The following is a 16,449-nucleotide window of genomic DNA, read 5'->3' as shown; positions in this document are numbered from 1 at the left end:
GATCAGGCGTGGCTGGTGGGAGGCATCTCCGGCAACTGGCTGATCACTGCCGCATACTGGGCGACCTGCCTCCAGTTCGGCACGACGCCGACACTGCGAAGCTGTTCCTGAATGGCCTGGGCAACCGCATCCTCGGACTGACCGCGATGCGTCTGCATGACCCTGCTGACCGCGAAGTCAACACGTAGCTGCATCTGCCAGCCAGCGGGCCGCTGACCGGCACCGCTGGCGAGGCTTACAGAGGCGACGGGTTCCATGCATTGAGTATCGGTAGCACGTGATCAGATTCGGAAGGAACCGGGGGCCCGCGCAACCAGCTTGCACCCGAGCCGCACCGCCCTATCCATCAGACGGTCGGCCGGTGCGGCCGTTCAGTCCCCGGCGGGCTCCTCCGGGCCGGTCTCCGGCGCCGATCTCCCGTGTCGTCCGTGCACACCGGCAGGCCGCAGCCGGAGCCAGATCAGGAAAAAGGCACCCAGGGCCAGCATCGCCAGACCCATCCAGAGGTTGATCCGGACACCCTGTGCCTTGGCGATCTCCGCGCTGCCGTCGAAGACGCCCACCAGCGTGACGATGAGCCCGTACACCAGGAAGAGCCCGCCGATCACCCGGCGCACGTCGAACAGCCGGGCCGCCGCCGAGACCTTCTCCTCGTCCGGGCGGTTCCTGTCCTCGTCCATGACGCCTCCTTACCAGACGGGTATGTAGAGCAGCAGGGCGAGCGCGACGGCGGTGACGCCGAGCAGGACCGGGTTGCGCCACCAGACCTTGTCGGCCGCCAGGATCGTCTCGCCCGAGGTCGACGTGCCGGCCAGGCCGTAGACGAGCCCGCGCAGGTCGTCCTCCGGCTTAGGCCGGGTCAGCGGCGTGACCACGGCGGCGACCACGAGCGCGACGATGAAGGCCAGCCCGGCGCCCCAGAAGCTCTCCTCGAGATCGGAGTCGAACCTGGCCACGTCGCCGAGGTAGAGCAGGTAGAGCGTGAGCGACGACAGCGTGCCGAGCAGCAGCGACCAGAAGCCGGCCCAGGCGGTCATCCGCTTCCAGAACATGCCGACGATGAAGGTGGCGAACAGCGGGGCGTTGAAGACCGAGAACAGCGCCTGGATGTAGTTCATGATGTTGCTGTAGCCGGCCGCGATGAACGCGGTGCCGATGCCGATGATCACGCCGCCGACGGTGGCGATCCGGCCCACCCGCAGGTAGTAGGAGTCCGAGCGGTCCCGGCGCAGGTAGGCCTGCCAGATGTCGTAGGTGAAGACCGTGTTGAAGCCGCTGACGTTCGCCGCCATGCCGGCCATGAACGCCGCCAGCAGGCCGGTCACCGCGACCCCGAGCACGCCGTTGGGCAGCAGGTCGCGCATCAGCAGCGGGATCGCGTTGTTGTACATCAGGTCGCCCTCGTCGGCGCCGAGGCCCTGGATGGTGACGAGGGCGATCAGGCCCGGCACGACCGTGACGACCGGGATGAGCAGCTTCGGGTACGCGCCGATGATCGGGGTGCGCCGGGCCGCGCTCATGTCCTTGGCCGAGAGCGCCCGCTGCACCTCCGCGAAGTTCGTCGTCCAGTAGCCGAAGGAGAGCACGAACCCGAGGCCGAACACGATGCCGATCCAGCTCGCGCCCAGCGGGTTGTCCGAGGTGGCCGTGCCCTGCCAGGTGTGCAGGCCGGCCTCGCCGAGCTTGCTGTCGCGGACCGCGTCGAACAGGCCGTCGACGCCGCCGACCTTGACCAGGCCGACGATGGTGATCGGGATCAGGCCCGCGAGGATCACGAAGAACTGCAGCACCTCGTTGTAGATCGCCGAGGAGAGGCCGCCGATGGTGATGTAGGCCAGCACGATCGCGGCGCCCGTGACGATCGACACCCAGAGCGGCCAGCCGAGCAGCGCGTCCAGCACGAGCGCGAGCGCGTACAGGTTGACGCCGGCGATCAGCACCTGGGCGACCGCGAAGCTGAGCGCGTTGAACAGGTGGGTCGGCCGGTTGAAGCGCAGCCGCAGGAACTCCGGGACGCTGCGGACCTTCGAGCCGTAGTAGAACGGCATCATCACGATGCCGAGGAAGACCATGGCCGGCACCGCGCCGATCCAGTAGTAGTGCAGGGTCATCAGGCCGTACTGCGCGCCGTTGGCCGCCATGCCGATGATCTCGAGCGCGCCGAGGTTGGCCGAGATGAAGGCGAGGCCGGTGACCCAGGCGGGCATCGCCCGGCCCGACAGGAAGAAGTCCGCGCTGGTGCTGATCGCCCGCCGGGCGGCGACGCCCACGCCGAGCACGGTCACGAAGTAGATCGCCAGGATCAGGTAATCGAACACGTCGAGATCGAGCCGTAGTCCCTCGGCAGCTAGCGTCTCCACGGGCACCTCCGAAATGGTCGGAGAAGCCGATACCCCGCTGTGGCGGTGGTTACACCCGCCCGATCCGACGGACGATCAGGCTCTCCAGGCCGTCGAGGATGCGGTCCCGGCCGAACGCGAACGCCAGGTTCTGACCGCCCTCGGCCGCCGTCTCCATCATCGCCGCGGTGAGGTACGGGAAGCGGTCGCCGTGCTGCCGCATGACCTCACCCATCGCCGCGGTCATCTCCGCCTCGTCCGACTGCTGGGCCAGCATCCGGGCGTGGCCGGCCAGCACCGCGACGGCGTCGAGGCGCTCGGCGCCGGTGAGCCCGCAGTCGCGGCCGAGCCGGGCCAGCGCGCACTCCATCCAGCCGAGCTCGCGCGGGCCGAGCGGGCGGCTCCCGACGGTGGCCCCGATCGTCCACGGGTGCCGCAGGAAGGCCTCGTACAGCAGCTCGGACCATTCGGCGAGCGCCTCGCGCCAACCGCCCGCGCGCAGCTCCGGCGGCTCGCCGAGGGCGCGCTCCACCATCACCGCGACCAGCTCGGCCTTGCCGGGCAGGTAGCGGTAGAGCGACATCTTCGTGAATCCCAGCTCGCCGGCCACCCGCTGCATCGACACCGCGGCCAGGCCCTCGGCGTCGGCTACGGCGATGGCCGCGTCGGCGATGGCCGCGAGGCTCAACGCCGGCTTCGGCCCGCGCGTCGGCGCCGCGCGCTCCCCCCACAGGAATTCCACCGACATCCGTCAACCCTCTTGCGTCCCGGCGACAACTGTATCTACCGTACACAGAGAAAAACTGATTCCCATGGACACAGTTTGGAGCCGCCATGACCGGCAGGACCGTCCTCATCTCCGGCGCGAGCATCGCCGGGCCCGCGCTGGCCTACTGGCTGGGCCGGCACGGCTTCCGGCCGACGATCGTGGAGATCGCCCCGGCGTTGCGCACCGGCGGCCGGGCCGTCGACTTCCGCGGCCCGGTGCACCTGGGGCTGCTGAGCCGGATGGGGGTGCTGGAGGAGTTGCGCGCGGTGCAGACCGGCGGGACCGCGATGCGCTTCGTCGACGAGCACGACCGGCGCCTGATGGAGATGCCGGCCGACTTCGCCGGCGGCGACGTCGAGATCCTGCGCGGCGACCTGTCGCGGATCCTCTGCGCCGCCGGGGCCGAATGGACGGAGTACCTGTTCGGCGACAGCATCGCGGCGCTGGACGAGACGCCCGACGGCGTCGAGGTCACCTTCGCGAGCGGCGCCCGGCGCACGTTCGACCTGGTCATCGGGGCCGACGGCGTGCACTCCAACGTGCGGCGGCTGGCCTTCGGGCCGGAGCGGCGCTTCGTGCGCCACCTCGGCTACTACGTGGCCGGCTGGGAGCTGCCGAACGAGCTCGGCCTGGGCCGCGACACGCTGAACTACAACGCGCCCGGCCGGCTGGCCTCGATCGGCGGCGACCACCGCGATCCGGACACCGCGGGCGCGTTCGTCGCGTTCGCGTCGCCGGAGATCGCGTACGACCGGCGCGACCTCGCCGCGCAGAAGCGGATCGTGCGCGCGCGGCTCGCGGGGCTGGGCTGGCGGGTGCCGCGCCTGCTCGACGCAATGGACACCGCGGACGACATGTACTTCGACCAGATCTGCCGGGTCGACGTCGACACCTGGCACCGCGGACGGATCGCGCTGGTGGGCGACGCGGCGTGCGGCGCGACGATCGGGGGCATGGGCAACGGCACGGCGCTGGTCGCGGCGTACGCGCTGGCCGGCGAGCTCGCCGCGGCGGGCGGCGACCACGCGGTGGCGTTCCCCCGCTACCAGGCCCGGGTCGGCGCCTTCGCCCGGCGGGCGCAGCGCGGCGGCAACGGCGTCGGCCGGTTCCTCGCGCCGCGCCGGGCGTACGGGATCCGGGTCCGGAACTGGCTGCACAACCAGGGCTGGTTCATGACCCTGACCTACCGGGTCGCGGGCGACCGGAGCGCCGGCATCGACCTGCCGGACTACGAGGCCACGCTGGTGTGACCGTCAGCGCAGCTTGCCGACCGCCTCGACGGTCAGCTCGTCCAGGCCGCCGATGACCAGGCTCGCCAGCGCCAGCGCGTCCTCGGCCGGCGGGTAGACGCCGTGCGGCACCGCGATGACCGCGAGCCCGGCCGCGCCGGCCGACCGCAGGCCGTTGCTGGAGTCCTCGACGGCCGCGCACTCCTGCGGGGTCAGCCCGAGGCGCTCGACCGCGGCCAGGTACACGTCCGGCGCGGGCTTGCCGCGCGGCACCTCCTCGGTGGACAGCGTCACCCGGAAGGTCCCGGTCAGCCCGGCCGTCTCGAGGACCTGGTCGATGAGGATCCGCGCGGACGAGCTGGCCAGGGCGACCGGGAAGTGCCCGGCGATCCGCCGCACCGCCTCGACCGAGCCCGGGATCAGTGGCAGGTCCTCGCGGTAGCGCGCGGCCATCCGGTCGAGCACGTCCGCGGCCACCTCGCGCGGGCTGCGCGGCACGCCCAGGTCCGCGCTGAGGTGGGTGGACCACTCGGGCGTGCTCATGCCCATCATCCGGCTCTGGCTGTCGGGCAGGAAGCTCCGGCCGTGCTCGGCGACGTAGCCGCGGCGCACCTCCTCCCAGACCTCCTCGGTGTCGATGATGACGCCGTCCAGGTCGAAGACCACCGCCCGCACCGTCACGACACTCCCCTCGATCGACAACCCGCGGACATAATCTAACCCTCCGTAATTCTGAGACCGGTCGTATCCACCTAGTTGACTCACCGTAATCGATTGGTAAGTTGATGACGGTCTCCACACCCGTAGACCCCCGCGCCCGCCCCCGCCGAGGAGCCACCGCCATGCCTCCCGCGCCGTCCCCCACCGTGACCGTTGTCATCCCCGCCCTCAACGAGGAGCACAACCTGCCCCTCATCCTGGAGAACCTGCCGCCCGTCGACGAGGTGATCGTGGTCGACGGCCGCTCGCAGGACGACACCGTCGCGGTCGCCCGCGAGGTCCGCCCCGACGTGGTCGTGATCCGGCAGACCCGCTCCGGCAAGGGCAACGCGCTCGTCTGCGGCTTCGCCGCGAGCACCGGCGACATCGTGGTCACCCTCAACGCCGACGGCTCCGCCGACCCCGGCGAGATCTATCGTTTCGTCGACGCCCTGCTCTCCGGCGCCGAGGCGGCGCACGGCTCCCGCTTCCGCACCGGCGGCGACCACCGCGACGGCGGCGCGCTGGAACGGGTCGGGCACTTCGTGCTCAGCCGCGCGGTGAACCTGCTCTTCGGCACCCGCTTCACGGACCTCACCTGCGGCTACGACGCCTACTGGCGCGAGCTGATCCCGGAGTTGGAGCTGCCCGCTCCGGAGGTGCGCGGCCCACGGCGCGGCATCGCCTGGGGCGAGGGACCCGAGATCGACACCCTGACCACGATCCGGATGGCGTCGCAGGGGCTGCGGGTGGTGGAGGTGGCGACGGTCGGCTACCCGCGGATACACGGCGACCGGCCGCGCCGGCTGCTCCCGGCCGCGCTGCGGGCGCTGCGCACCGTCGGCTCGGAGTACATACGCCGGTGGCGGTTCGCCCGCCGGCCGCAACGGCATCTCGAGACCGCCCGTCACGACGCGGCGCCGGCCCGCTACGAGGCGCCGCGCCCGTTCCGCCGCGCCGACGAGCCGACCGGGCGCCACGCCGCCCGTCCGCCGGCCCGGGACCGAGCCCGGGACCGGACCCGGCGCGGGGCCGGCTCGCGCCGCCCCGACCTCACCGTCATCCAGGGCGAGGGCCGGGACGAGCGCAGCGGCCCGTCGCACCTGCGCGCGGTGCCCGGCGAGAACTACTGACGGCTAGAGGTTCTTCGCCCGGTCCCGGAGCCGGGGCAGGATCTCCTCGCCGTACACGCGCAGGAAGCGGTCCTGGTCCGGGCCCGGCGCGTGGAAGACCAGGTGCTTGAAGCCCATCTCCAGGTACTCGGCCACCTTCGCCACGTGCTCCTCCGGGTCGGAGGAGACGATCCAGCGGGTCACCGTGCGGTCGACCGACAGCGCGTCCGCGCGGCGCTGCATCTCGATCGGATCCTCGACGCCGGTCTTCTCCTCCGGCGAGAGCGCCAGCGCACCCCAGTAGTGGGTGTCGTTGCGCGCCTTCTCCAGGTCCGGGTCGAAGGAGACCTTCACCTCGATCATCAGGTCGAGATCGTCCAGCGGGCGGTCCGCCTTCTCCGCGCCCTCCCGTACGGCCGGGAGCAGCGTCTCTGTGTACAGCTCGTGGCCCTTGCCGCTGGTGGTGATGAAGCCGTCGGCGATGCGACCGGCGAGCCGGGTCGCGGCCGGCCCGGACGCGCCGATGTAGATCGGCACCGGCTGCTCGGGCTTGTCGTAGATCGTGGCGACCTCGGTGCGGTAGAAGGTGCCCTCGAACGTCACCCGGTCCTCGGTCCAGAGCCGGCGGATGAGGGTGACCGCCTCCTTGAGGCGCGCGAAGCGCTCCTTGCCGTCCGGCCAGCTCAGGCCGAGCGGAACCTCGTTGAGCGACTCGCCGGAGCCGACGCCGAGGATGACCCGGCCGGGCGCGAGGCAGCCGAGGGTGGCGAAGGCCTGCGCGACGACGGCGGGGTGATAGCGGAAGGTCGGGGTGAGCACGCTCGTGCCGAGCAGCACCCGCTCGGTGCTTGCCGCGAGCGCGCCGAGCCAGGGCAGCGCCGCGGGCGCGTGCCCGCCGTCGTGCCGCCAGGGCTGGAGATGGTCGCTGACGAAGACCGAGTCGAAGCCGAGCCGCTCCGCCTGCACGCCGTAGCCGAGCAACTCGCGCGGGGCGAACTGCTCCGCCGATGCCTTGTAGCCGAACCGAATCATGGTCCGACCCTATCCTGCGGCCCGGTACGCCCTGCCCGCTTCGGTCGGCGTCGAGGCGTCGGAGTAGAGGCCGAAGTCGACGCTGTCGCCGACGGCGGGCAGGCCGAACCAGGCGTACCGCTCGACGAAGGAGCGTCGCTGCATCGCGGCGGTCGTGCCCTTGATGAACCTCGCCTGCTGCGCGCCCGTCGGGTACTTCGGCGCGCCGGTGAAGTTGATCAGGCCGTACTCGGTGACCCAGATCGGCAGGCGGTATCTGGCGTGGACGGCGTCGACGTAGCCGAGGAACTGTGCGACCGCGGCGTCGCTGAAGTCGGAGCCGTACCAGTGCAGGGTGATGAAGTCGACGCGCAGGTTCCGGGCCTTCGCGCCCTTCATGAACCGGTCCAGCCAGCCGCCGGGTGTGTCGCCGCCGAACGCGACGGCGGGGCTGCCGAGCCGCATGCCGGTGCCCTCCAGCCCGGGCCAGGCGCCGAGCGCGTCCTCGACGCTCATGTCGGCCTGCCCGGCCATGTCCGGCTCGTTGAAGCCGAGCAGCACCTCGCCCTCCCGCTTCGCCTTGGCGAGGGTCGCGGCGTCGGCGTTCTCGCGGCCCCAGATCATCGGCACGAACTCGACGCCCGCGGGACCGGGCATGGTGTCGTCGTCCGGCGACCAGTTGTAGTACCAGCCCGCGCCGACGTCCCGCAGCGCGCCCTTGATCCCGTCGAATCGCCAGGTGCCGACGCCCTTCTTGGGCGAGTCGCCGGCCGGCGGCAACGGCGCCGCGGGCGTGCGGGTCCGCGACCTGGCCACCGAGGGCCGGGCCGACGGCGACGCCGAGGTGGCGCCGGGCGCCGGCAGCGAGAGCCGCGGCGCGGGTGCCGACGTCGACACCAGCGCCGGCGCGCCGGCGACCGGCTCCTCGCCGCCGGTGTACACGACCGCGGCGGCGCCGGCGCCGGCCACCGCGCCGGTCGCCAGCAGGGCGGTCAGCACCCGCCGGCCGACGCCGGCGGCGCCCCGGACCGCGGCCTGGCCGGCGACCGCCTTGCCTGGGGCCGCCGACGCGGCGGCGTGCGCACCGGTGGCGGCCGGCCCGCCGCCGTACGCGTGCGGCAGCGGAACGAGCGCCATCCCGACCAGCAGCCGCTCCGCCGCGACCAGGTTCGACCAGGCCGGCGCGCACTGCCGGCAGTCCCGGGTGTGCCGGGCGATGCGCTTGCGCCAGAGCGGGCCGGGCCGGCGGTCCCAGTCGACGATGACCAGGCCCAGCTCCGGGCAGGGCGGCGCCGCCGCCAGCGCCCGGACCACCACCCGGGCCGTCTCCAGCTGGCCCTTCATGCGCTGGATGCGGACCGCGGCGTGCTGCCGGGTCACCTCGATCGCCGAGACGATCTCGTCGCGGGTGAGCTCGCCGGACGCCTCCAGCCACCACAGCGAGAGCAGCTCGCGGTTGTCCTCGTCCAGCCAGCGGGTGGCCTCGGCGGTCTCGCGGCGCTGCCCGGACAGCTCCAGGCGGGTGATCGCCAGGTCGGTGAAGTCGGCGCCCGGGTCGCGCACGTCGTCGGGGAGCAGCACGTCCGGCGCCGACCGGCGGACCCGGTGCCGGTCGCGGATCCGGCGCACGGTGATCGCCACCAGCCAGGACCGGAACGCCGCGGGGTCGCGCAGGTCGCCGAGGCTGCGCAGCACCCGGAGCATGGTGTCCTGCACGACGTCGTCGACGTCGGCGTGCCCGTCCAGGGCCCGGCCGACGATCGTGTACACCAGCGGCAGGTACCCGGCGACGAGGCGATCGACCGCGGCCGGGTCGCCCGCGCGGGCGGCGACCACCGTCGCGGTGTCCGGTTGAAACGCCATGGGTGTGGTGACCTCTCCGTGGGGCATCGATCATCGCTCGGGTTGGGTCGTTTGTTGACTGCAGGAAGGGAGACCGGCCGAACGGCCGGGGATAACAGGAACTTCGGGCGGCCGGTTCCGGACCCGCCCGACGGTTAGGTCCGGCCCCGAGCGGGCACATACCCGAGTCGAGGCCGACGAAGGAGGCAGAAGCCTGATGCGTATCTCGGTACGACTCGCTCTGCCGCGCGAGGCCGACAGCGTCCCGACGGTCCGCCGGCTGCTGCGCTGCGCGCTGTCGCTGTGCCACCTCTCCCGCGACGACGGCAACGACCTGGAGATCGCGCTGACCGAGGCCTGCGCCAACGTGGTCGAGCACGCCGCGGGCGCCGACCGGATCGAGGTCGACCTCGACGTCGCGGAGGACCGCTGCGCCATCGACGTCCGCGACAACGGGGTCGGCTTCGATCCGTCCGCGGCGGCCGGGCCGGGCCGCGGCGGCGAGCGCGGACGGGGCCTGTCCCTGATCAGGGCGCTGGCCGACAACGTACGGATGCAGTCCAGCCCGCGCCGCGGCAGCCTGATCCACTTCGAGAAGTCGCTCGCGGGCGCCACGGTGCGGTGAATCCGCGCGTGCGAGCGCGGTGTGCCGGACGCGCCTGCGGCCCGCCGCCCGGCCGGTCGGTACGGTGACGCTCACACATTCTCGTACACAGAGGACCGGCATGGAGCCCCTCACAGACGTCGCCGCGGCGGTGGAGTCGACCGTCGAGTCGCTGCTGGGCGTCCTGGAACGCGCCCGGCTGGCCCAGTCGCCGGTGGTGCCGCCGGCGCAGCTGCGCGTCCTCACGATCGTCTCCCGTAACCCGCACACCAACATGAGCCGCCTCGCGGAGGCGCTCGAGGTGGTCCCCTCGTCGGCGAGCCGGCTCTGCGACCGCCTCGAGGCGACGGGGCTGCTGAGCCGGGTTCCGGATCCCCGCGACCGGCGGGAGGTCCGGCTGCTGCTCACCCCGGCGGCCCGGCGGCTCCTGGACGAGCTGCGGGACCGCCGCCGCGCGGCGCTGCTCGAGGTGCTGGAGCGGATGAGCCCGGCCCGCCGGGCCGGCCTGGTTCTGGCCCTCGAGGCGTTCGACGCGGCTGCTGATCTTGATACGGCGGGTCGTGAGCAGGGGCTGCGTTCGGCGTGAGATAGCGTCCTGACGTGCGCATAGGCATCGCGATCCTCCCCGACGAGCGCTGGTCCGTGGCCTCCGGCCGCTGGCGCCGGGCCGAGGAGTACGGCTTCGACCACGCCTGGACCTACGACCATCTGGGCTGGCGTGATCTGGTCGACGGGCCGTGGTTCGACGCCGTGCCGACCCTGACCGCCGCGGCGACGGTGACCGGCCGGATCCGGCTGGGCACCTACGTGGCGTCGCCGAACTTCCGGCACCCGGTGCACTTCACCCGGGAGATCACCGCGCTGGACGACATCTCCGAGGGCCGGCTGATGGTCGGCGTCGGCTCGGGCGGCATCGGCTTCGACGCCGAGGTGCTCGGTCAGCCGGAGCTGACCCCGCGCCGCCGGGTCGACCGGTTCGCGGAGTTCCTGGCGCTGCTCGACCTGCTCCTGAGCAACGACCGGGTCGACTTCGCCGGCGACTACTACCAGGCGGTCGACGCCCGCAGCACCCCCGGCACCGTGCAGCGCCCGAGGCCGCCCCTGCTGGTCGCGGCGAGCGGCCCGCGCGCCCTGCGCCTGGCCGCCCGGTACGGCGACGGCTGGGTGACCACGGGTGAGCGCTTCCTGGACGACCCGCAGGCCTGGTGGCGCTCGGTCGAGGAGGTGAGCGACCGCTTCACCAAGGCGGAGGCCGAGGCGGGCCGCACGCTCGACCGCTACCTGAACCTGGACACGTCGCCGGTCTTCTCGCTGAGCAGCCCGGAGGCGTTCGCGGACGCGGTGGGCCGGGCGGCGCGGCTGGGCTTCACCGACGTCATCGCGCACTGGCCGCGGGCCAGCGGCTGGTATGCCGGCGATGAGAAGGTGCTGGAAATGGTCGCCTCGATGCTGCCGGAACTGCGTACTTCCTGAGCCGCAGGCGGGTCTTCGCCGGAATCCTTGCGGCCCTTTCCGGTCGCGGCACCGGGCCGGATCGGGCGGGGCGCGGGAAACCCGAACGCCGCCCGGCTCCGGCACCCGGCCGCGGGCGTTGCCGGGGCCGTCATTGACGGCGCCGCCCGGTCCGGCGCGACGTTACGGTGGCGGCCTTTCGCCCCGGCCCGGACTTACCGGGCCGGGCGGCCCAATACGCGCGCCGGGTCCTCCCCTATACGCCACGCTGGGCAATGCTTTACACACGCTGGGCCATCGTTAACGGGCGCCGGGCCGGACTTTACGCACCACCGGCCCGTGTTAACACTCGCGAAGACTTTCCGGCCCATAGGAGGCGGGCCTTTCCGGCGTCCGGGTGGGCTCTTTGCGGGGGCGCCGGGCCTATTGCGGCGCGGCCCGGACCGCCTGGCGGACTCGCGCCAGAACGGCGCGGCCGGGAGTATGCCCGCGGCGGGCACGCGCCACAAACGGCCCGGCCCGGAGTACGCCCGGACCGGGCACGCGCGAGCGGACCGGGCGCCCGCCGATTCCGGCGCGGCCCCCGGCCTCCCTGGTAGCGGACACGACGCATCGACCGCGGACATAGCCGCGGTCGATGCGATCAGGATCCGCCGTCGGTCAGCGGCCGTGCGCCGCCCGGTACGCACTGCTGACGCTCTGCGGGATGCGGCCGCGCTCGGAGATCTGGTGGCCGTGCTCGGCCGCCCATTCCCGGATCAGCCTGTTCTCGTCGCGGCTGCCCGCCGTCCGGGTGCCGCTCGCCGGCCGGCCCGGGCCGCGGCCGGAACCACCGCGACCGATACGGGTACCCGCGTTGATGAACGGGTCCAGCGCCTTACGAAGCTTGCCGGCATTGGCCTCGGAAAGGTCGATGGTGTAGCTCGTCCCGTCGAGGCTGAACTCGACTGTCCGGTCAGCCGGCTTTCCGTCGAGGTCGTCGATGAGAGTGGTGATTACCTGCCGCGCCATAACGACTCCTGACGTAATCCGAAGAACCGCGCCCAGTCTCGCCTGTCGCGACTCCGTACGCAACAGTTCTCCGGGATTTCACAGACTATCGCCGACTCGGGGCAATTAGCGAGCCGCCTTCCCTAATTGCGACCTTGCTATTCCGGGGTAATCGGCCCCGGACCGATCCGGATGGGCGGCCGCTAAACCCGGGTGGCTGTGTGCGCCAGGGTGCCGTTAGGGTCGTCGCCATGAACGCCGACGACGAGCGTGCCGCCTGGCACGAGCAGCGCCGGCAGGCCGTCGCGGGCCAGGCCGCCGCCCTGGACGCCGGCCGCGCCGCGGAGGCCGAGCAGGCCGGCCGGCTGCTCGCCGACTTCGTGCGGGCGGCCGCCGAGCGCGGCGTGGCGCCGACCGCGCTGCGCGCCCGCGCGTTCGACGGCCGCGCGACCTACCGGACGCGGCTGCGCGGCTGGTACCTCAAGGCGAACCAGTCGGTCGCCGTCGGCGAGGACGGGCACTACTACGTCCTGGCCGTGCCCTCGTCGCTGCGGGCCCGCTTCGCGGGCGCCGACGTGTCGCCCAGCGCACCCCGGCTGATCGTGGGCGCCGGCGGCGGCGACGGCGAGACCATGCCCCTTGCCGAGCTGCTGCGGCGCCGGCTCGACGCGGAGGCCCGGTGACCGTGATTCGGCGCTACACCCCTGCCACCACCCGTCGGCGCGTCGTGGCGGCCGTGACCGCCGTGGCGACCGCGTTCCCCGCGGCGGCCGCCCTGCCCGGACCGGCCGACGCGGCGCAGCCCGTCGCGAGCAAGGTCGAGACCATCCCCTGCCCCCGGCCCAAGGTGAAGCCGCCCAAGGGCCGCCCGGCCCGGCCCACCCCGCCGCCGGACGACCCGGTGCTGCGCGCGGTCGGCGGCGACGGCCTGGCCACCGACGGCCTCGTCGTGCCGGCGGGCAGCCCCCGGCCGCCCGCGCTCACCGCCACCAGCTGGCTGGTCGCCGACCTGGACACCGGCGAGGTGCTCGGCGGCTGCGGTCCGCACGTGTACGGCACCCCGGCCAGCGTGCAGAAGCTGCTGCTGGTGGCGACCGTCCTGGACAAGCTCGACCCCAAGCAGGTCATGACCGCCACGGCCGGCGACCTCGACATCGAGGCGAACAGCTCCGCGGTCGGACTGGTCAAGGGCGGCAGGTACAACGTCGAGACGCTCTGGCTCGGCCTGCTGCTCAACTCCGGCAACGACGCGGCGAACGCGCTGGCCCGCCTCGGCGGCGGCGCGGGCGGGCTGCCGGCCACGATCGAGGACATGAACGCCGAGGCGAAGCGGCTGGGCGCGTACCAGACGCATGCGGTGACGCCGTCCGGGCTGGACGGGCCCGGGCAGTTCACCAGCGCCTACGACCTGGCGCTGATCGCCCGGGCGTGCTTCGACAAGCCCGACTTCCGCAAGTACGCGCTGGCGCGGACCGCACAGATCCCGGCGCAGAAGAAGCTGAAGCGCGGCGGGTTCCAGATCCAGAATGAGAACAAGCTCATCTACAACTACAAGGGCGCGCTGGGCGGCAAGACCGGCTTCACCACCCTGGCCCGGCACAGCTACGTCGGCGGCGCCGAGCGCAACGGCCGGCGCCTGGTCGCGACCGTGCTCGGCGCCGAGGCCGCGCCGCTGCGTGGCTGGCAGCAGGGCGCCGCGCTGCTGGACTGGGGATTCGCCCTGCCCAAGGACGCCTCGGTCGGCAAGCTCGTCACGCCCGAGGACGCCGCCGCGCAGGTCACCGCCGTCGACGGCAGCGCCGCGCCGGCCGCGCCGGCGCCGGGCCGGGCGGACGCCGCGGCCGCCGGGACGACGACGGACCGCGGCCTGTCGCTAGGCCTGGCCGCGGTGCTCGCGGTCGTGCTCGCCGCCACCCCGCTGCTGCTCCTGCTCACCCAGCGGCGCCGCCGCCGGGTGCGGCGCCGCTAGGCCGCGACGAGGCCGAAGACCCAGATCACCGCGATGCCGAGCGCCGCGGCGAACTCCACCAGCAGGGACAGGCCCACCGCGGCCAGGGCCTGCCGGCTCGACGGCCAGGCCTGACCCGGGCCGAGCCGCACCCGCTCGGCCAGCCAGAGGCCCAGGACGAAGCCGAGCACCAGCCCCACCACCGGCACCACGAAGAAGCCGACGATGCCGAGCAGGCCGCCGGCGAATATCGAGGACGTGGGCACGCCGGTGCTCTTCAGGCGGCGGCCCGGCCACAGGTACTTCACCACCGTGCCGCCGATGGCGACGACCGTGGCCAGCGCCAGCACCACCCAGCGCCCGCCGCCGACCTCGCCGAGGATCGCCCAGAGCAGCACCGCCAGCCAGCAGAGCAGCAGCCCCGGCAGCACCGGGATCACGACCCCGAGAATCCCGGTGAGCATGGCCACGCCGGCGATCAACGTGACAACGGTCCCGGTATCGGTCAGATCCATACCGACCAGCCTGCCGCAGCCGCGCCATAACCCTCAACCTGAGCGCCCGCCGGCCGATGGGACTCAGCATCGCCGACCCCCCTCGGCGACGCCGATTCACCCCGGGAGGCCGATGTGCGTCGAGAACACACCCCACCCGGAGGCGCGGCATGACCCGCAGCGTGCTGGCCGTCGGCGCGCACCCCGGCGACATCGAGTTCGGCTGCGCCGGCACCCTGGCCGCGCACCGGGCCGCCGGCGACTCCGTCACCATGCTGGTGCTCACCTGCGACGGGCCGGACACCGCCGGCGGCCGGCAGGCGGAGGCGGCCGCGCGGGCGCTGGACTGCCTGCTCGTCTGGGGACCGCAGGCCGCCGAGCGCCGCTCCGGCGGGGACCGCCGGGCGCTCAGCCGCGGCCCGGGCGACCGCCGCGTGCACCGCCCGCGTCCCGATCAGCCCTGGGGGTCCGGCCCGGTCACCCCGGACGGCATGACCGTCGCCGCCATCGAGAACGTGCTCACCGGCGTGGACGCCGACGTGATCTACGTGCACGCCCCCGACGACGCCGACACCGAGCACCGGGCCGCCGCCGTCGCCACGCTCGCCGCCGCCCGGCACAGCGGCCGGATCCTGCACTACGCCGTGGACTCGACGCTGAGCTTCGCCCCGGCGCTGTTCGTCGACGTCTCCGCGTACCTGGGTCGCAAGCTGGCGGCGCTCGCCGCGGCGCCGTACCCGGTCGATCCCGAACTGCCCACCGGAACGGCCCGGCACTTCGGCGCGCAGGCCCGGGTCCGCTACGCGGAGGCGTTCGCGCCGGCCCGCTTCGTGTGGGACCTGGCGACGGCGGATCTGCCCGCCCGGGCTACTTGAGCGACTGTAACGAGCGCAACCGGGAGGCAACGCTGCGCCACCGGGCGGCGCACCCGTAGTCACTCAGTGTTTCCCCTTGTCAAGCCGTAGGCCATCCGCCGAGGGCCACGGACAACACACGGGGGATCACATGACCAGCGCCATGACGACTGCCGCCGACACCGCGCCCGCCGTACCGGCGCTGTCCGCCGCCGAGCAGGAGGAGCTGATCCGGACTCACATGCCGTTGGTCGGTCACCTGGTGCGCGACATGCTCACCCGCATCCCGAACCACATCCACCGCGACGACCTCACCAGTGCCGGCCTGCACGCGCTGGTGACCGCGGCCCGCGGCTGGGACCCGACCCGCGGCATCCCGTTCCACCGCTTCGCCACGACCCGCATCCGCGGCGCCATCCTCGACGAGCTCCGCTCGCTGGACTGGGCCACCCGCTCGGTGCGTACCAAGGCCCGGATGACGGACACCACCCGGCAGCAGCTGACCACCACCCTGGGCCGCACGCCGACGAACGAGGAGCTGGCGCAGGCGCTGGGCACCACCACGACGGACCTGAACCAGACCGACAACGACGTGCAGCGCGCGACCGTGCTGTCGCTGCAGGGCTTCACCACCACCAGCGCGGACGACCTGGTCACCGAGCGGACCCCCGGCCCGGAGGACATGCTGCTGCGCCGCGAGCAGATCGGCTACCTGCACCACGCCATCGAGTCGCTGCCGGAGCGCCTGCAGATCGTCGTCACGGAGTACTTCCTCCGGGAGCGGCCGATGGCGGACATCGCCGCCGACCTCGGCGTGACCGAGAGCCGGATCAGCCAGCTGCGCGCCGAGGCGCTGTCGCTGCTCAAGGACGGCCTCAACACGCACCTCGACCCGCACCTGGCGCCGGAGGTGGAGAACCCGGAGAGCATCGTCGCGCGCCGCCGTGCCAGCTACTTCGCGACGATCGCCGGCAACACCAGCCTGCACTCGCGGCTGGCACTGACCAACGCGCACGGCCTGACGCCGCTGTCCGTCCAGGACCCGACGGCCGCCTGAGCCACCGGCGACGAGAAGTGGGCCGGCGCGAACGCGCCGGCCCTCTTTC

18 protein-coding genes are annotated in these 16,449 nt (G+C 73.0%); 9 read left to right on the top strand and 9 right to left on the bottom strand.

The window, feature by feature from the left end; all coding sequences use genetic code 11:
* Positions 1 to 2 precede the first annotated feature (2 nt).
* The 4 genes from ACIBSW_RS30360 to ACIBSW_RS30345 all read right to left on the bottom strand — a co-directional run bounded on the left by ACIBSW_RS30360 (position 3) and on the right by ACIBSW_RS30345 (position 3,087).
* Complete coding sequence (locus ACIBSW_RS30360) at positions 3 to 257, bottom strand: hypothetical protein (RefSeq protein ID WP_354723299.1); 255 nt, start codon at positions 255 to 257, stop codon at positions 3 to 5.
* Positions 258 to 371: 114 nt separating this feature from the next.
* Positions 372 to 680 (bottom strand): hypothetical protein, encoded by a 309-nt coding sequence (locus tag ACIBSW_RS30355; RefSeq protein ID WP_354723297.1) that lies wholly within the window; start codon positions 678 to 680, stop codon positions 372 to 374.
* Positions 681 to 689: 9 nt separating this feature from the next.
* Complete coding sequence (locus ACIBSW_RS30350) at positions 690 to 2,360, bottom strand: sodium:solute symporter family protein (protein WP_354723296.1); 1,671 nt, start codon at positions 2,358 to 2,360, stop codon at positions 690 to 692.
* 49 nt (positions 2,361 to 2,409) lie between these two features.
* A complete protein-coding gene (locus tag ACIBSW_RS30345) occupies positions 2,410 to 3,087 on the bottom strand; it encodes a TetR/AcrR family transcriptional regulator C-terminal domain-containing protein (RefSeq protein ID WP_354723294.1) in 678 nt (225 codons plus the stop codon).
* An 86-nt stretch (positions 3,088 to 3,173) separates the two neighbouring features.
* Here ACIBSW_RS30345 and ACIBSW_RS30340 point away from each other — a divergent pair, with 86 nt between their 5' ends.
* Positions 3,174 to 4,358, top strand: coding sequence for an FAD-dependent monooxygenase (locus ACIBSW_RS30340; protein WP_354723292.1), 1,185 nt, complete (start codon positions 3,174 to 3,176; stop codon positions 4,356 to 4,358).
* A gap of 3 nt (positions 4,359 to 4,361) precedes the next feature.
* On the opposite strand, the gene ACIBSW_RS30335 is transcribed toward ACIBSW_RS30340, so the two are convergent.
* A complete protein-coding gene (locus ACIBSW_RS30335) occupies positions 4,362 to 5,018 on the bottom strand; it encodes an HAD family phosphatase (RefSeq protein ID WP_354723290.1) in 657 nt (218 codons plus the stop codon).
* A gap of 161 nt (positions 5,019 to 5,179) precedes the next feature.
* Between ACIBSW_RS30335 and ACIBSW_RS30330 the strand changes: the two genes are divergently transcribed.
* Complete coding sequence (locus tag ACIBSW_RS30330) at positions 5,180 to 6,169, top strand: glycosyltransferase family 2 protein (RefSeq protein WP_354723288.1); 990 nt, start codon at positions 5,180 to 5,182, stop codon at positions 6,167 to 6,169.
* Positions 6,170 to 6,172: 3 nt separating this feature from the next.
* Here ACIBSW_RS30330 and fgd read toward each other — a convergent pair whose 3' ends face one another.
* Together fgd and ACIBSW_RS30320 are read right to left on the bottom strand one after the other, a co-directional pair.
* Positions 6,173 to 7,180 carry a glucose-6-phosphate dehydrogenase (coenzyme-F420) gene (gene fgd / locus ACIBSW_RS30325; protein ID WP_354723286.1) on the bottom strand — a complete coding sequence of 336 codons (1,008 nt, stop codon included), beginning with the start codon at positions 7,178 to 7,180 and terminating at the stop codon, positions 6,173 to 6,175.
* A gap of 9 nt (positions 7,181 to 7,189) precedes the next feature.
* Positions 7,190 to 9,022: a sigma-70 family RNA polymerase sigma factor gene (locus tag ACIBSW_RS30320; RefSeq protein ID WP_354723284.1), complete on the bottom strand. Its 1,833-nt coding sequence runs from the start codon at positions 9,020 to 9,022 to the stop codon at positions 7,190 to 7,192.
* Between the two features lie 196 nt (positions 9,023 to 9,218).
* Here ACIBSW_RS30320 and ACIBSW_RS30315 point away from each other — a divergent pair, with 196 nt between their 5' ends.
* The 3 genes from ACIBSW_RS30315 to ACIBSW_RS30305 all read left to right on the top strand — a co-directional run bounded on the left by ACIBSW_RS30315 (position 9,219) and on the right by ACIBSW_RS30305 (position 11,078).
* Complete coding sequence (locus ACIBSW_RS30315; protein ID WP_354723282.1) at positions 9,219 to 9,626, top strand: ATP-binding protein; 408 nt, start codon at positions 9,219 to 9,221, stop codon at positions 9,624 to 9,626.
* Between the two features lie 100 nt (positions 9,627 to 9,726).
* On the top strand, positions 9,727 to 10,191 hold the full coding sequence (locus ACIBSW_RS30310) for a MarR family transcriptional regulator (RefSeq protein WP_354723280.1): 465 nt from the start codon (positions 9,727 to 9,729) through the stop codon (positions 10,189 to 10,191).
* A 14-nt stretch (positions 10,192 to 10,205) separates the two neighbouring features.
* Positions 10,206 to 11,078, top strand: coding sequence for an LLM class flavin-dependent oxidoreductase (locus ACIBSW_RS30305; protein WP_354723278.1), 873 nt, complete (start codon positions 10,206 to 10,208; stop codon positions 11,076 to 11,078).
* Positions 11,079 to 11,717: 639 nt separating this feature from the next.
* On the opposite strand, the gene ACIBSW_RS30300 is transcribed toward ACIBSW_RS30305, so the two are convergent.
* Positions 11,718 to 12,068: an Lsr2 family protein gene (locus ACIBSW_RS30300; protein ID WP_184991273.1), complete on the bottom strand. Its 351-nt coding sequence runs from the start codon at positions 12,066 to 12,068 to the stop codon at positions 11,718 to 11,720.
* 230 nt (positions 12,069 to 12,298) lie between these two features.
* On the opposite strand from ACIBSW_RS30300, the gene ACIBSW_RS30295 reads away from it, so the two are divergent.
* Together ACIBSW_RS30295 and ACIBSW_RS30290 are read left to right on the top strand one after the other, a co-directional pair.
* Complete coding sequence (locus ACIBSW_RS30295) at positions 12,299 to 12,730, top strand: hypothetical protein (protein ID WP_354723276.1); 432 nt, start codon at positions 12,299 to 12,301, stop codon at positions 12,728 to 12,730.
* Between the two features lie 2 nt (positions 12,731 to 12,732).
* Positions 12,733 to 14,016 carry a D-alanyl-D-alanine carboxypeptidase family protein gene (locus ACIBSW_RS30290; protein WP_404799511.1) on the top strand — a complete coding sequence of 428 codons (1,284 nt, stop codon included), beginning with the start codon at positions 12,733 to 12,735 and terminating at the stop codon, positions 14,014 to 14,016.
* Here ACIBSW_RS30290 and ACIBSW_RS30285 read toward each other — a convergent pair.
* Positions 14,013 to 14,510: a DUF456 domain-containing protein gene (locus ACIBSW_RS30285; RefSeq protein ID WP_354723274.1), complete on the bottom strand. Its 498-nt coding sequence runs from the start codon at positions 14,508 to 14,510 to the stop codon at positions 14,013 to 14,015. The two genes, ACIBSW_RS30290 and ACIBSW_RS30285, sit on opposite strands and share 4 nt — an antisense overlap.
* 149 nt (positions 14,511 to 14,659) lie before the next feature.
* On the opposite strand from ACIBSW_RS30285, the gene ACIBSW_RS30280 reads away from it, so the two are divergent.
* Complete coding sequence (locus ACIBSW_RS30280) at positions 14,660 to 15,364, top strand: PIG-L family deacetylase (RefSeq protein WP_354723272.1); 705 nt, start codon at positions 14,660 to 14,662, stop codon at positions 15,362 to 15,364.
* A gap of 130 nt (positions 15,365 to 15,494) precedes the next feature.
* Positions 15,495 to 16,400 carry a FliA/WhiG family RNA polymerase sigma factor gene (locus ACIBSW_RS30275; protein WP_354723270.1) on the top strand — a complete coding sequence of 302 codons (906 nt, stop codon included), beginning with the start codon at positions 15,495 to 15,497 and terminating at the stop codon, positions 16,398 to 16,400.
* Positions 16,401 to 16,449 lie beyond the last annotated feature (49 nt).

This window comes from Actinoplanes sp. NPDC049668, assembly GCF_044465445.1.
GTDB lineage: Bacteria > Actinomycetota > Actinomycetes > Mycobacteriales > Micromonosporaceae > Actinoplanes.
Note: the sequence above shows the minus strand (reverse complement) of the source record. Positions and strands in the feature narration are given on the sequence as shown.